The sequence below is a fragment of the Pseudaminobacter soli (ex Li et al. 2025) genome (assembly GCF_029892515.1).
In the GTDB taxonomy this organism is placed as follows: domain Bacteria; phylum Pseudomonadota; class Alphaproteobacteria; order Rhizobiales; family Rhizobiaceae; genus Pseudaminobacter; species Pseudaminobacter soli_A.
Genome location: NZ_JARXVF010000001.1, coordinates 295408 through 309473, shown reverse-complemented (window position 1 = coordinate 309473; position 14066 = coordinate 295408). Strand labels below are relative to the sequence as shown.

The following is a 14066-nucleotide window of genomic DNA, read 5'->3' as shown; positions in this document are numbered from 1 at the left end:
GGCCGCCTAGGTTCCTTGCGTTGAATTGATAAAGGAGCCTCCCATGAAGCGCATCGTCCTTGCTCTTACCGCCCTGTCCGTCCTTGCAGCCCCGATTGCGGCGCAGGCGCAATCCGGCTACGGCAATCAGGTCGAATATCGCCACGGCCACAAGCATCAGCACCACAAGCCGGCCCCCAGGCCGCACTGGGCCAAGGGCAAGCGCCTGCCTGATTGGCAGCGCCGGCACGTCGTTCGCGACTATCACCGCTACGGCCTCCAGCGTCCCGCCCGCGGCCAGGAGTGGGTGCGCGTCGATAACAGCTATATTCTCGTGAATATGGCGTCCGGCATCATCGCCGGCATTATCGGCGGCCGCTGATCCGGCAATCGAGACTACTGAAAAGGGCGGCTGAAGGGCCGCCCCCTCAATTTACTATAAGAGCAAAATACTCGCCTAAAGGTGGTGTGCGATGCGGTGACGCCCGTCATTGGGGTGCCAATCATCACAAATGGTGCGGGGAAAGTTTCGCGAACAGCGTCAGACAGCTTGACGCAAAATATCAGGCAACCTATTGAACCCCCGTAGAACGCCGGCAGCGGCGAGGCCTCGTGGCGGAGTGGTTACGCAGAGGACTGCAAATCCTTGCACCCCGGTTCGATTCCGGGCGAGGCCTCCAATCTGCCGCATCCGGTCCTACAGTGGACCGACTGTTCTACCCGGTAAGAAATGCGCAGTGCTGGCGCCGAGACGGGTTGTTTTGGGTATGAATACTGACTTTTCCGAACAGCGCGTGAAAATGGTTGACGGACAGGTCCGCACCACCGACGTGACGGACTCGGGCGTGCTGGATGCCATGCTTACGGTTCCGCGCGAAGCATTCGTTCCCGTCAAGCGGCAGTCGCTCGCCTATATCGACGAGCACATCGAGATCACGCCAGCCGAAGCCGGCAAGCCTGCACGCTATCTCATGGAGCCGTCGCCCTTTGCCAAACTGGTGCAGCTTGCCGATGTGCGCCCGACCGATTTCGTGCTCGATATTGGCTGCGGCACCGGCTATTCGGCCGCGGTCCTCTCCAGGCTAGCAAGCTCGGTCGTTGCGTTGGAAAGCGATTCGGCGCTCGCCGACGCTGCCACTTCCACCCTTTCGAGCCTTGGTTATGACAATGTCGCCGTGGTGCAGGGCCCGTTGCAGGCTGGTTACGCGGCGGAAGCTCCCTATGATGTGATTTTCCTCGACGGCTCGGTTGAAGACTTGCCTAAGGCGTTGTTTGATCAGCTCAAAGAGGGTGGTAGACTCGTCGCCGTCGAGGGTCAGGGCAATGCAGGTGTTGCCCGTCTATTTATTAAGACTACTGGTGTTGTCACCGGCCGCAGGGCATTTAATGCGGCAATTAGGCCACTGCCGGGATTTGAACGCGCTCGCGCATTCGAATTCTAAGCAGGAAAGTCTTGCGACTGTCCTGCCATCGTGGTGGCCTCACGGTGAACCATTGCTGAATACTCGTGCCTGAGTCGGGTTTGGGGGTCAGCAGGGGGTATTCAAGGATCGTTCGAGGTGGGCGTCTGTCTGCTCGGCCGTTTCTGCTCCCACTGAAACGGATGAGGGACAAGTCGTGTCGTTTTTGCGCAAAGGCATTCTAGCTGCCGTCTTTTTCTCTGCCACCGCGCTCTCCACGGTGCCGAGCTTCGCTGAAAACATTTCCGGAGCTATGGCGAAGGCCTACCAGCTGAATTCGACCTTGAATTCCGGCCGTGCCGGCGTGCGTGTGACCGACGAGAGTGTTGCGATCGCCAAGTCCGGCTATCGTCCCACCATTCTCGGCGTCGGCAATATCAACTATACCTCGACGCTAAACCAGCGAATAACCGCCGCCAATTTCGGCGTGCAGCTCAACCAGACGCTGTTCGACGGTTTCCAGACCAAGAATAATGTCGCGGGCGCCAAGTCGAACGTGTACGCGGCCGACGAAAATCTGCGCAACACCGAGATGAACACCCTGTTCAACGCGGTCAGCGCCTATATGGACGTGATTCGGGATAGGCAGATCGCTATCCTGACCGAGCGCAATCTCGAGTTCCTCGACGAGCAGGTGCGTGCTTCGCAGTCGCGTCTGGACGTCGGCGAGGGCACCCGAACCGACGTTGCACAGGCTGAATCGGCTCGTTCGACGGCCATTTCCCAGCTGGCGGCGGCGCGCTCCCAGGTCGCGATCAGCGAAGCGATCTATCTCCAGGTTGTCGGCGAGCAGCCGGGCAAGCTGAGCCCTGCCGCCCCGATCTCGAAGATGTTGCCGAAGGGGCTGTCGCAGTCCTATGCGCTGGCTGCAAACCAGCATCCGGCAATCCTGTCTTCGCAGCATCTGGTCGATGCGGCGGGATTTGGGGTGAAATCGGCGGAAGGCGCGAAACTGCCGCAGCTGACGGGTTCCGCATCGGCGTCGCGCAATTTCCAGGAGACTAGCGGTCTCCAATCCAATGGGCTGCCGGGCGTCAGCCGAAACACGTATAACACGGCAAGCGTCGGTGCCACGCTGACCATCCCGATCTATCAGGCTGGTCGTGACGATGCCATCGTGCGCCAGAACAAAGAAACGCTCGGGCAGGCTCGCATCCAGGTCGATGTCGTTCGCGATCAGGTGCGTCAGCAGGTTTCGTCGGCTTGGGCGTCCTATGAATCCGCGAAGCAGGGCGTCGTTTCCAACCGCACGGCCGTCTCGGCCGCACAGCTCGCGCTGAACGGTGTCGTCGAAGAGCGCAATGTCGGTCAGCGCACCACGCTCGACGTGCTTATCCAGCAGAGCAACGTCATCACCGCTCAAATCAGCCTCGCCACCTCCGAGGCGCAGCTCGTGGTTGCCAGCTACGGCATCCTGCAGGCGACGGGCCAGCTCTATGCGGGTCGGCTAGGCCTGAACGTGGCCGAATACAACCCGGAAGAGCATTACAACGCCGTCAAGGACAAGTGGATCGGCTTGCGGACGCCGGACGGCCGCTGACATTAGATAGCCGGCCAATGCCGAATCGGATCAGGGAGGCGCCCGCAACGGCGCCTCCTTTTGCATTCACGAAATGGTTTCTAATCTGTTGAAATCGCAAGCGCCCCGACTTTGGGGATTCTCGGCGTTCAATCGGCGCGTTACCCTATAAGCATTGATTCGAACCCCTTCGGGCGATGCCGAAGCGGTCGCTGAATTGGGGCACAGGGCGGCGGACGTGACAATGGCACAGGCAAACAGCGTGCAGCGCGAACCTTCGATGGAAGAGATCCTGGCTTCCATTCGCAGGATCATCGAAGACAGCGACACCGTCCGCAAAGGCCCCGAAGACATGACGGCACGGGTCGATGTCCGCGACGAGCAACTGGACAACGCCGTCATCGAAGTTGACGCTTTCCGTGCCGAGTTGCGGGCTGCTCGCGCGCCAGAAGTTGAGCGCACTCCGACGCTTGCGGACGTGCAGGCTAGGATCGCCGCCGAGGAGTCAGCTGCGCCCGAAAGTCTTACGGCGCATTTCGAACCCGAGATGCCTGCCGTGCAGGAACAGCTAGCCGAAGCGCCGGCGGTCGCGGTGGCCGAATGGAATGTCGCCGTCGAACCTTCACCGGAACCCGACGCGAGCTTCGATGTCGAGTTCGAGGCAGCTTTGCAGGATTTTCCGGTTGAGCAGCCGGTGGAAGACAAGGCCTCGCTGCCCGAATCCACTGCGGCAGCGCCGCGTGAAGTCGCAACGTCGGCCATTATTTCGGAGCACACCGGCCGCCAGGTTGCCGCCGCTTTCGGCGAACTGTCCGAGGCGTTTGCTGCCCGCAGCCGCAAGACCTTCGACGAAATGGCCGCGCAGATGCTGCGGCCGATGCTGCAGGACTGGTTGGACAACAATTTGCCGACGCTGGTCGAGCGTCTGGTCCGCGAAGAGATCGAACGGGTCGCGCGGGGCGGCTGAGCCATCGCCGAACCATTTGCGGCAGGCATGTCTGCATCAAAAGAACCCCGGCCTCGTGCCGGGGTTTTCTTTTGCGCTGTCCATGCTTCAACCTACATGCAGGCAACCAACCGGGGCCGCCGCTGTTGACTCGACAATGGCCTTCCGATTTACACCGAGTAATAAATTCCGCACGAACGGATCGATTTCCCATGCTTGAGAAGACTTACGACGCAAAGACCGTCGAACCCAAGATTGCCCTTACCTGGGAGGAGGCGAATGCCTTTCGGGCCGGCGCGGGCTCGCAGCCGGGCGCAGAGGCCTTCTCGATCGTAATTCCGCCGCCGAATGTGACCGGCTCGCTGCATATGGGGCACGCCCTCAACAACACGTTGCAGGACATTCTCGTGCGTTTCGAGCGCATGCGCGGCAAGAATGTGCTCTGGCAGCCGGGCATGGACCATGCCGGCATCGCCACCCAGATGGTGGTCGAGCGCCGGCTCATGGAAAAGCAGATCCATCGCCGCGATCTGACCCGCGAGGAATTCGTGGAGAAGATCTGGGAGTGGAAGGCCGAATCCGGCGGCGCGATCTTCAATCAGCTCAAGCGCCTCGGCGCTTCCTGCGATTGGTCGCGCGAGCGCTTCACCATGGACGAGGGCCTGTCCAAGGCCGTCCTCGAGGTTTTCGTCACGCTCTACAAGCAGGGCCTGATCTACAAGGACAAGCGCCTTGTGAACTGGGACCCGAAGCTTCTGACGGCCATTTCCGACCTCGAAGTCGAGCAGTTGGAGGTTAACGGCAATCTCTGGCATTTCCGCTATCCGATCGAGGGTGTGGTCTTCGATCCGGAAGATCCTTCGACCTACATCACCGTTGCTACCACCCGGCCGGAGACGATGCTGGGCGACACGGGCGTGGCTGTCCATCCGGAAGACGAGCGCTACAAGCATCTCATCGGCAAGAACGTCATCCTGCCCATCGTTGGCCGTAGGATTCCCGTCGTCGCCGACGAATATTCCGATCCTGAGAAGGGCACTGGCGCGGTCAAGATCACACCTGCGCACGACTTCAACGACTTTGAGGTCGGCAAGCGCCACAAGCTGCGCGCGATCAACATCATGACCACCGAGGCGACCATCTACCTCAAGGACAACGAGGACTTCCTCGAAGGCCTTGAAGTGACGCCGGCCCGCCAGGAGCTGTGGAACCAGCTGAATGGCATGGACCGCTTCGAGGCGCGCAAGCTGATCGTGCAGATCATGGAAGAGGGCGGGCTGCTCGCCAAGATCGAGCCGCATCGCCACGTCGTGCCGCACGGCGACCGCGGCGGCGTGCCGATCGAACCCTTCCTGACCGACCAGTGGTATGTGAATGCGGGAGAGCTCGCCAAGCCGGCGCTGGCGTCGGTTCGCGAGGGGCGCACCAATTTCGTGCCCAAGAACTGGGAAAAGACCTATTATGACTGGATGGAGAACATCCAGCCCTGGTGCATTTCGCGTCAGCTCTGGTGGGGCCATCAGATTCCGGCCTGGTATGGGCCGGACGGCCATGTCTTCGTCGAGAAGACCGAGGAAGAGGCGCTCGACGCCGCCGTCGAATATTATCTGGCGCTGGAGGGGCCGTGGAAGGCCTGGGTCGAGGACAAGCTTGAGAACTTCAAGCCGGACGAGATCCTGACCCGCGACGAAGACGTGCTCGACACCTGGTTCTCGTCGGCGCTGTGGCCGTTCTCGACGCTGGGCTGGCCCGACAAGACGCCCGAACTCGAAACCTACTACCAGACTGACGTCTTGGTGACGGGCTTCGACATCATCTTCTTCTGGGTCGCCCGCATGATGATGATGGGCCTGCATTTCATGCATGAGGAGCCGTTCCACACGGTCTACGTGCATGCGCTGGTCCGCGACAAGAACGGCGCCAAGATGTCGAAGTCCAAGGGCAACGTCATCGACCCGCTGGAACTGATCGACGAATATGGCGCGGACGCGCTGCGTTTCACGCTCGCGATCATGGCCGCGCAGGGCCGCGACGTGAAGCTCGACCCCGCCCGCGTCGCCGGCTATCGCAACTTCGGCACCAAGCTGTGGAACGCCACGCGCTTTGCCGAGATGAACGGCGTTGCGCGCAACGACGAGTTCTGGCTGCAGGATGCCAAGCTTACCGTCAATCGCTGGATCCTCACCGAGCTGGCGCGTGCCACTCGCGAGATCACGGATGGCATCACCTCCTACCGTTTCAACGAAGCGTCGGGCGCTGCCTACAAATTCGTCTGGAACACCTTCTGCGATTGGTATCTGGAGCTCTTGAAGCCGGTCTTCATGGGCGAGGACGAGGAAGCCAAGGTCGAAAGCAGGGCCGTCGCAGCCTTCGTGCTCGACGAGATCTACAAGCTCCTCCACCCGTTTATGCCGTTCATGACAGAGGAGCTTTGGGCGCATACGGCCGGCGAAGGGGAGGAGCGCACGTCGCTTCTATGCCTCGCCAGCTGGCCGGAGCCTTCCTTCGATGACCCTGAGGCGGCTGCCGAAATCAACTGGCTGGTCGATCTCGTGTCCGGCATCCGCTCGGTTCGTTCGGAAATGAACGTGCCGCCGTCGGCCATGGCGCCACTGGTTGTGGTCGGCGCCAATGAACTGACAAAGGCAAGGCTCGAGCGCCACGAATCGGCGATCAAGCGGCTGTCGCGCGTCGAGACGATCACCCTTGCCGATGTGGCGCCGAAGGGTTCGGCCCAGATCGTCATCGGTGAGGCAACTGCCTGCCTGCCGCTCGGCAGCCTAATCGATCTGACTGCGGAGGCCGCACGCCTGCAGAAGGAACTGGCCAAGGTGACGGAAGAGGTCGCACGCATCCACAAGAAGCTATCGAACGAAAAGTTCGTCGCCAACGCTGCTCCCGAAGTGGTGGCTGGCGAGCGCGAAAAGCTGGTCGAATTCCAGGAGACGCAGGAGAAGCTGAACCATGCGCTCACACGGGTTCGCGAGGCTGGGTGAGGGGCCTATACGCACCTGATTCCAGGTGCCGCCGAGGGCGGTGCCTGCCTCCGAAACGGGCGTGACCGTGGGTCAGTTATGCGATTGCTAGGCAATTTTCGCCGCATTGTTGCCATAAAGTAACAAGAGGCTCGAAACCCGGTTAAGATGCCGGATTTCGGGCCTTTTTCGTCCTGGGATGCGGAAAAACCCGGCCAATTTTGTTCAAATTCGGGTTGTTTTTAGCGGTTTGACGGGGTCGAAAATCGGCCGCGGACCTATCAGGCTTGTCCGCGAATTGCCTCATCCCAAAAAGGTAGTTGCACCCACCGAAAGAAGTAGCTCTAGCTTCAACTACGTACTTTGTATGGGAGAGGGAATTTTCGTGAATGCAGTGCGTTTGAGAACGGCTTTCGGTGCCGGCTGCCTATCGCTCGCAATCGTCGGATCGGCGAGCGCAGGCGGCTTTGCTCGTGGCTCGGCCGATACCGACATTCTGTTCGAGGATGGCAATTTTGCCATGCGTGCGGGCGTTACCTATGTGAGCCCGAACCGTAAAATCAGCTCGAGTGCCAATCCGGCACTGGTGGGCACCAACTACACGTCGGACTATGCCATCCCTTCTGCGGCTTTCATGATCAAGCCGATCGATGCATTTCGGTGCGCCGGCACTTTAGTACAGGCTTTTGGCGGAAGCGGGGACTACGCCGCGCCGAAGCCGCCGACGGGCAAGAAATCGGAAGAGTTCACGGTTGACGAGCTCGGCCTTACATGTGCGGTAAAGTTCTCAGCTGGCTACGGCAACGCTTATATTCTGGGTGGTGCCTTCCAAGAGACTTTCAATTATGGTCGGGTGAACGACTTTTCAATTTTGGGCTTGCCGGCCGGCACGACGGCCAATCTGCAGTTGAAGGGCGAAGATACTGGCTACCGGATTGGTGCTGCTTACGAAATCCCTGAAATCGCCTTCCGCACTCAGTTGATGTACCGCTCCGGTACGTCTTACGGTGCCGAGGGCACCTTGAGAGGTCCGGCTGGCATATTTGCGCCAGGCTTGCCTGTTCCCCCGCTTACCCAGATTGCGATACCAGTCTTGGGTTACGGCAACCTGCCGCAGAGCGTGGAACTGAAGCTGCAGAGCGGCATTGCTCCGGGCTGGCTTGCGTTCGGTTCAGTCAAGTGGTCCGACTGGAGCGTTCAGAAATCTCTTGATGTTCGTGTAAAAGCCAATGGCGCGCTCATTAGCCAAGACACTTACAACTGGAAGGACGGCTGGACTGTCACCGGCGGTATCGGCCACGCCTTCAATGAAAACGTTTCGGGCGCGCTCAGCCTCACTTGGGATCAGGGGGTTGCCACAGGCTGGGATCTGTCGAGCGATACCTACACGGTCGCTGCCGGCGGTGTGCTTAAGGACAAGTTCGGCGGCGAACTGCGCGGCGGGGTCGGTGTGACTTATCTCAGCTCTGCGCAGGAAACCAAGAACCTGTTCAACACATCCGTCGACAGCGGCTGGGCGTTCGCGGTCAACCTTGGTTACAAGGTCAACTGGTAACCGATTTGAAATGCTGATTGCAAAAGCCGGGCACTGCCCGGCTTTTTTGCGCGCGGGCGCAGCCGGTTTGTTAACGCCCCGGGCGCAGCATGGCCCCTATGTCTTCCCGAGCGGGCTGCCTGTCGATGATCACCTCAAGGTTTGTGATGTTTCGGCAACAGTCCCCGCGGAAGGAATGCGCTACAACGAATACGGGTAAATTCGCCGCGTTCCCGCCATAAACCCGGAGCACCCCCAAAGGGTCTTCGGACAGAGCTAAAGACCGAGACGAAAGCAACCGCTTTTCGCGGACAGGAAAGAGATGGACGCCAAGGTGATCTGGAAAGCGAAACGTGACGGGGCCGCAGGAGCGGCAACGCTGCTGCTTCGCGCCCGCCTTAATACCATCATCCATTTGGCTGAGGAACTCTTCGCCGGGTCAATACGTTGGAGGGCTCGGCAAGCTGGTCAGCGCTTCGGCGCGGCCTGGAAGCATGCACAAACCGCTGGGTTCGCTCGGCATTGGGCCGTCACGATTTTTGGCGGCGCGAAAGAAATACACTGCTATGCAGATATTTGACGTCGTGAGAACAACACTGCTGTCGGCCGTCGTTGCCGCAGCCACCCTCGGCGGTGCCGGGGGCGCGATGGCGTTCGACGACAAGGTTTTCGACGACAACGGCGCGGTGAAGCCCAAGTCCAGCCCGTGGGCGGTGTTCCAGTTCGGCTTCTCGGCCTACAAGAACGGCCACAAGGACCAGGCCGTGGAGGCCTATCGCTACGCCGCCGAGAACGGCCAGCTCGGCGCTACGTGGAAACTTGCCCGTATGTATGCGGAAGGCGACGGCGTTGACCGCAATGATTTCGAGGCTTTCAAGTTCTACAGCGAAATCGTCGAGCAGGACGTGGAGCCCGGCAGTCCGGAAGAGAGCTACGTCTCCGACGCGCTCTTCGCGCTCGGCAACTATCTGAAGAAGGGCATTCCCGACAGCCCGATCAAGGCGAACAAGGTCGCCGCGCAGGAATATTACATGCGCGCCGCCGCCAACTACCGTAACCCGGACGCCCAATTCGAGATGGGCAAGATGTTCCTCAAGGGAGACGGCGGTGTGAAGGCCAGTGTCCGCCAGGCCGGTCGCTGGTTCCAGCTTGCGGCCGAGAAGGGGCACGCAGGTGCGCAGGCAACGCTTGGCAATCTCCTGTTCCAATCGGGTAAGGTCGTGCGCGGCCTGGCCATGATGACGGCCGCGCTCGACCGCGCGGCTCCTGCCGATCAGCCCTGGATTCGCAGTATGCAGGAAGAGGCATTTGCGCTCGCCGGCGAAGCCGATCGCCGCACAGCCATTGCGCTTGCCGAAGATATCCTGACCAAGGGCACCGCCCAGTAGCAGGCAGCGAGTCGCTGCTTGCGGCACTCGCAGCAAAACCTGCGTTCAAAATAATCTTACGAAACAGAAATTTGGCGCCGGATCCGGATTCGGTTTCGCAAGAGCCGCGTCAACTTTGGCTCGCTTCGAGCCCCAGTTCCGCGACCACCGGTACGTGATCCGAGGGCTTTTCCCAGGCCCTCACGTGCTTTTCGATCGAGGCGGATGAAAAGCGATTGGCCGCTTCCGGCGACATCAGCAGGAAATCGATGCGGATGCCGTTGTTCTTCTGCCAGGCGCCGGCCTGGTAGTCCCAGAAGGTATAGATGTCCGGCGCGTCGGTGACGGCGCGGATCGCATCGGTGAAGCCGAGGTTCAGCAGGCGGCGGAAACCGCGCCGGCTTTCAGGCTGGTACAGCGCATCTCCGAGCCAGGCATCGGGATTGCGGGCGTCGATGGGTTCCGGAATGACGTTGTAATCGCCGGCGAGGATCAGCGGTTCCTCGAGAGTAAGGCGCTCCTTCGCCCATTTTTCCAGCCGCGCCATCCACGACAACTTGTAGGGGAATTTTTCGGTGTCGATCGGATTGCCGTTGGGCAGGTAGAGCGAGACCACCCGCAGCACGCCCTTGTCGGTCGAGAACACGCCCTCGATGAAGCGCGCCTGCTCGTCACTGTCATCGCCCGGCAGGCCGCGGTGGACCTCATCGAATCGAATCTTGGACAGGATGGCGACGCCGTTAAAACCCTTCTGGCCGTGCGTTTCGACGTGGTAGCCGAGGGCCTCGATCTCGGCGCGCGGAAACTGGTCGTCGACCGACTTGATCTCCTGCAGACAGACGATGTCGGGCGCGCTGTCCTTCAGCCAGACTAGCAGGTTGCCGAGGCGTGCCTTGACGCCGTTGATGTTCCAAGTGACGATTTTCATGAAAACCGAGCGACTATTTCAAAGAATTGCTTGATAGTGGAATCCGATAGGCGAGTCGATCCTGCAATATCCTTGGAGGGAAGGAAACCCGGTCGAAGAACCGGGCGGCAGAAGAATGGGAGCCTAAGTCATGCCTTCTACCACGCATCCCGTGGACGAGGTGCTTCCTGCACCACGTCTTGCTGCGCTTGGCATCCAGCATGTGCTGGTCATGTATGCCGGCGCCATAGCAGTCCCCCTTATCGTCGGTCGCGCATTGAAACTGGAGCCGGAACAGGTCGCGTTCCTGATTTCGGCCGACCTCTTCGTTTGCGGCATCGTCACCATCATCCAGTCGCTGGGTGCCACGCAATGGTTCGGCATCAAGCTGCCGGTCATGATGGGCGTGACATTTGCGGCCGTCGGCCCGATGGTGGCCATGGCAAATGCCAATCCCGGCCATGATGGCGCGCGGATGATCTTCGGCGCCATCATCGGGGCCGGCGTCGTGGCCATGCTGATTGCGCCGCTGATGGGGCGCCTGTTGCGCTTTTTCCCGCCGGTGGTTACCGGCAGCATCATCCTGGTCATCGGCGTTTCGCTGATGAAAGTCGGCGTCAACTGGATTTTCGGCAACCCCGTGGGGCCGACCGCGCCTCATCTGGTTGCGCCCGAACATGCCGAATGGCTGAAGACGGTCACCGCGCTTGCCGGCGTCGAAGGAACCGGCGTGCCGGCGCTGCCCGACAAGCTGTCGCTGGCAGCGACCGCGCCCAACGCCGCCTATGCGCCGCCGTCGCACGTTGCGATTTCAGCCATTGTGCTTGTTTCCATCCTGCTCGTCGCCAGGTTCGGCAAAGGCTTTGTGGCCAATATCGCGGTTCTGCTCGGCATCGTCATCGGCGCGATCCTCACCGCCGCGCTTGGCATGATGAATTTCGACAAGGTCGGCAATGCCGGCTGGTTCGCCCTCGTGACGCCGTTTCATTTCGGAATGCCGATCTTCAACCCGATCCTGATTGCGACCATGTCGCTGGTTATGATCGTGGTGCTGATCGAGTCGACCGGCATGTTCCTCGCGCTTGGCGAAATGACCGGCAAGCGCCTGACGCAGCCCATGCTTTCGGCGGGCCTGCGCACGGACGGCCTCGGCACCATCCTTGGCGGCCTGTTCAACACATTTCCCTACACCAGCTTTTCTCAAAATGTCGGGCTGGTCGGCGTGACCGGCGTGCGCAGTCGTTTCGTCTGCGTTGCTGGTGGCGTGATCCTGATCGTGCTCGGCCTGATCCCGAAGATGGGAGCTTTGGTCGAGGCACTGCCCACATTCGTTCTAGGCGGGGCAGGGCTGGTCATGTTTGGCATGGTGGCGGCGACCGGAGTGCGCATCCTGTCGGCGGTCGATTTCAAATCGAGCCGCAACAACCTGTTCATCGTCGCCGTCTCGCTCGGCTTCGGTATGATCCCGCTGATCGCGCCGGATTTCGAGATGTGGATGCCGAATGCCATTCATCCACTGATCGAATCCGGCATTCTGCTCGCGTCGATCTCGGCCGTCTTGCTCAACTGGTATTTCAACGGCGCCGTCGGCGAAGCCGGCGATCTGCGTGACGCTGCGATGTCGACGGAAACCTGAGTGGAAAAACACCGCCCAAGAAAAAATGCCGCGTCAGCGGCCTTTTGTTTGTGTGCGTGGCGGTTTCGCCCGGGTCAGATGGAAAAGCTTGTCCCGCAGCCGCAGGAGGCGACAGCGTTCGGGTTCCGGATCTGGAAGGACTGGCCCATCAGGTCGTCAACGAAGTCGATGACCGATCCGCCCATGTAAACCAATGAAAGATCGTCGATCAGCACGATGGCGCCGTCCTTTTCGATGGCGACATCATCGTCGTTTCGGTCCGAGACGAGATCGAATTTGTAGGAAAAGCCCGAGCAGCCGCCGCCCTCGACGGATATGCGCAGCCCGATCTTGCCGGGCTCGGCGGCAACGATTTTTGCGATCCGCTTTGCCGCGGAATCGGAAAGTTCTACATTCTTCATGATGGTCTTGGCGTCAGCGCCCATCGGCGTCACCTTGCTTTCGCGTTGTCACCATAGGTATGAAGCGGCACGAGGCAAGTCAACTGCGGTGGCACCGGACATGGCGAATGAGCTTGGCGATATCGGCTTCGGCTACCGGCCCCGCGCGCCCTATGCCTGCGATCCGGCGCGTTCGCGCGGGCGGCTCTTCGCGGAAGTTGAAAGTCCTACCCGCACGCCCTTCCAGCGCGATCGCGACCGCATCATTCACTCGACCGCCTTCCGCCGGCTCAAGCACAAGACCCAGGTGTTCATCGCGCACGAGGGCGATCACTACCGCACGCGGCTGACCCACACGATCGAAGTCGCCCAGATCGCGCGGGCTCTCGCCCGCGCCTTGCGCTGCGACGAAGATCTCGCCGAAGCCGTGGCGCTGGTGCACGATTTCGGCCACACGCCGTTCGGCCATACCGGCGAGGACGCGCTAAACGAAAAGATGGAGGCCTGGGGCGGCTTCGACCACAACGCGCAATCGCTCCGCATCGTCACGCGGCTGGAGCGCCGCTACGCCGAGTTCGACGGCCTAAACCTCAGCTGGGAAACCCTTGAGGGGCTGGTCAAGCACAACGGTCCACTGACCGACGCTGCCGGCAATGGGTTGAAGGGTGCGGTGCCGCAGGCGATTCTCGACTACAGCCAGGTCCATGATCTCGAGCTCGACAAGTTCGCGAGCCTCGAGGCGCAGTGCGCGGCAATCGCCGACGACATCGCCTACAACACCCATGACATTGACGACGGCCTGCGCGCCGGTCTTTTGACGCTCGAGATGCTGGAGGACGCGGCTCTGCCGGAAACGATCCTCAAGGCCGTGCGCGAGCGCTATCCGACACTCGATGAACCGCGTATCTGCCACGAGCTGATGCGCCGGCAGATCACAATCCTCGTCGAGGATGTCATCCGCACCGCGACCGCGCGGCTGGCGGCCCTGAATCCGCAAAGCTCCGCCGACATCCACGATGCCAAGGCGGCCATCGTCACATTTTCGGACGAGATGATTCCCGTCGAAAAGCAGCTCAAGGCGTTCCTTTACAAGAATATCTATCGCCACGAGGAAGTGATGCGGGTGCGCCGAGGTGCGGATCAGATTGTGCGCGACCTCTTCGACGCCTATTTTGTTGATCCGCGCGCCATGCCCGAAGGGTGGCGCGAAGGCCTCGATCGCGCGGAAGACCGCATCAAGGCGCGCCATGTCGCCGACTTCCTGGCGGGCATGACCGACACCTACGCGATCAAGGAACACCGTCGTTTGTTTGACCGAACGCCGGATTTGAGTTAGGCGAAACCGTTTCCCAGCTTACGAAGC

12 protein-coding genes and 1 tRNA gene are annotated in these 14066 nt (G+C 60.7%); 11 read left to right on the top strand and 2 right to left on the bottom strand.

Annotated elements, in window-relative coordinates:
- Positions 1 to 43 precede the first annotated feature (43 nt).
- The 9 genes from M2281_RS01555 (at position 44) to M2281_RS01515 (ending at position 9801) form a co-directional block, all read left to right on the top strand.
- The gene (locus M2281_RS01555) at positions 44 to 361 is read left to right on the top strand and encodes an RcnB family protein (RefSeq protein ID WP_280819338.1); all 318 of its coding nucleotides are present in this window, start codon (positions 44 to 46) and stop codon (positions 359 to 361) included.
- A 224-nt stretch (positions 362 to 585) separates the two neighbouring features.
- Positions 586 to 659: transfer RNA gene (locus M2281_RS01550), tRNA-Cys, on the top strand.
- An 87-nt stretch (positions 660 to 746) separates the two neighbouring features.
- A complete protein-coding gene (locus M2281_RS01545) occupies positions 747 to 1421 on the top strand; it encodes a protein-L-isoaspartate O-methyltransferase family protein (protein ID WP_280819337.1) in 675 nt (224 codons plus the stop codon).
- A 175-nt stretch (positions 1422 to 1596) separates the two neighbouring features.
- Positions 1597 to 2979, top strand: coding sequence for a TolC family outer membrane protein (locus M2281_RS01540; RefSeq protein ID WP_280819336.1), 1383 nt, complete (start codon positions 1597 to 1599; stop codon positions 2977 to 2979).
- Between the two features lie 223 nt (positions 2980 to 3202).
- Positions 3203 to 3925 (top strand): PopZ family protein, encoded by a 723-nt coding sequence (locus M2281_RS01535; protein WP_280819335.1) that lies wholly within the window; start codon positions 3203 to 3205, stop codon positions 3923 to 3925.
- 191 nt (positions 3926 to 4116) lie between these two features.
- Positions 4117 to 6900: a valine--tRNA ligase gene (locus M2281_RS01530; RefSeq protein ID WP_280819334.1), complete on the top strand. Its 2784-nt coding sequence runs from the start codon at positions 4117 to 4119 to the stop codon at positions 6898 to 6900.
- A 364-nt stretch (positions 6901 to 7264) separates the two neighbouring features.
- Positions 7265 to 8434, top strand: coding sequence for an outer membrane protein transport protein (locus tag M2281_RS01525; RefSeq protein ID WP_280819333.1), 1170 nt, complete (start codon positions 7265 to 7267; stop codon positions 8432 to 8434).
- A gap of 301 nt (positions 8435 to 8735) precedes the next feature.
- On the top strand, positions 8736 to 8993 hold the full coding sequence (locus M2281_RS01520; RefSeq protein WP_280819332.1) for a hypothetical protein: 258 nt from the start codon (positions 8736 to 8738) through the stop codon (positions 8991 to 8993).
- Entirely contained in the window at positions 8980 to 9801 is an 822-nt protein-coding gene (locus M2281_RS01515; protein WP_280819331.1) for a tetratricopeptide repeat protein, read from the top strand. Before M2281_RS01520 ends, M2281_RS01515 begins: the two co-directional genes overlap by 14 nt.
- 109 nt (positions 9802 to 9910) lie before the next feature.
- Here M2281_RS01515 and xth read toward each other — a convergent pair whose 3' ends face one another.
- Positions 9911 to 10708: an exodeoxyribonuclease III gene (gene xth / locus M2281_RS01510; RefSeq protein ID WP_280819330.1), complete on the bottom strand. Its 798-nt coding sequence runs from the start codon at positions 10706 to 10708 to the stop codon at positions 9911 to 9913.
- 130 nt (positions 10709 to 10838) lie between these two features.
- Here xth and M2281_RS01505 point away from each other — a divergent pair, with 130 nt between their 5' ends.
- Positions 10839 to 12323 carry a nucleobase:cation symporter-2 family protein gene (locus tag M2281_RS01505; protein ID WP_280819329.1) on the top strand — a complete coding sequence of 495 codons (1485 nt, stop codon included), beginning with the start codon at positions 10839 to 10841 and terminating at the stop codon, positions 12321 to 12323.
- Positions 12324 to 12397: 74 nt separating this feature from the next.
- Here the strand turns inward: M2281_RS01505 and erpA are convergent, their stop codons facing one another.
- On the bottom strand, positions 12398 to 12748 hold the full coding sequence (gene erpA / locus M2281_RS01500) for an iron-sulfur cluster insertion protein ErpA (protein WP_280819328.1): 351 nt from the start codon (positions 12746 to 12748) through the stop codon (positions 12398 to 12400).
- A 76-nt stretch (positions 12749 to 12824) separates the two neighbouring features.
- On the opposite strand from erpA, the gene M2281_RS01495 reads away from it, so the two are divergent.
- Complete coding sequence (locus M2281_RS01495; protein ID WP_280819327.1) at positions 12825 to 14039, top strand: deoxyguanosinetriphosphate triphosphohydrolase; 1215 nt, start codon at positions 12825 to 12827, stop codon at positions 14037 to 14039.
- Positions 14040 to 14066 lie beyond the last annotated feature (27 nt).

What these genes read in the sequence shown, in the direction of transcription:
- M2281_RS01520 (WP_280819332.1), top strand. Translation starts at nt 8,736, where the DNA reads ATGGACGCCAAGGTGATCTGGAAAGCGAAACGTGACGGGGCCGCAGGA.
- erpA (WP_280819328.1), bottom strand. Translation starts at nt 12,748, where the DNA reads ATGGGCGCTGACGCCAAGACCATCATGAAGAATGTAGAACTTTCCGAT.
- M2281_RS01555 (WP_280819338.1), top strand. Translation starts at nt 44, where the DNA reads ATGAAGCGCATCGTCCTTGCTCTTACCGCCCTGTCCGTCCTTGCAGCC.
- M2281_RS01545 (WP_280819337.1), top strand. Translation starts at nt 747, where the DNA reads ATGAATACTGACTTTTCCGAACAGCGCGTGAAAATGGTTGACGGACAG.
- M2281_RS01515 (WP_280819331.1), top strand. Translation starts at nt 8,980, where the DNA reads ATGCAGATATTTGACGTCGTGAGAACAACACTGCTGTCGGCCGTCGTT.
- M2281_RS01530 (WP_280819334.1), top strand. Translation starts at nt 4,117, where the DNA reads ATGCTTGAGAAGACTTACGACGCAAAGACCGTCGAACCCAAGATTGCC.
- M2281_RS01505 (WP_280819329.1), top strand. Translation starts at nt 10,839, where the DNA reads ATGCCTTCTACCACGCATCCCGTGGACGAGGTGCTTCCTGCACCACGT.
- M2281_RS01535 (WP_280819335.1), top strand. Translation starts at nt 3,203, where the DNA reads ATGGCACAGGCAAACAGCGTGCAGCGCGAACCTTCGATGGAAGAGATC.
- xth (WP_280819330.1), bottom strand. Translation starts at nt 10,708, where the DNA reads ATGAAAATCGTCACTTGGAACATCAACGGCGTCAAGGCACGCCTCGGC.
- M2281_RS01495 (WP_280819327.1), top strand. Translation starts at nt 12,825, where the DNA reads ATGGCGAATGAGCTTGGCGATATCGGCTTCGGCTACCGGCCCCGCGCG.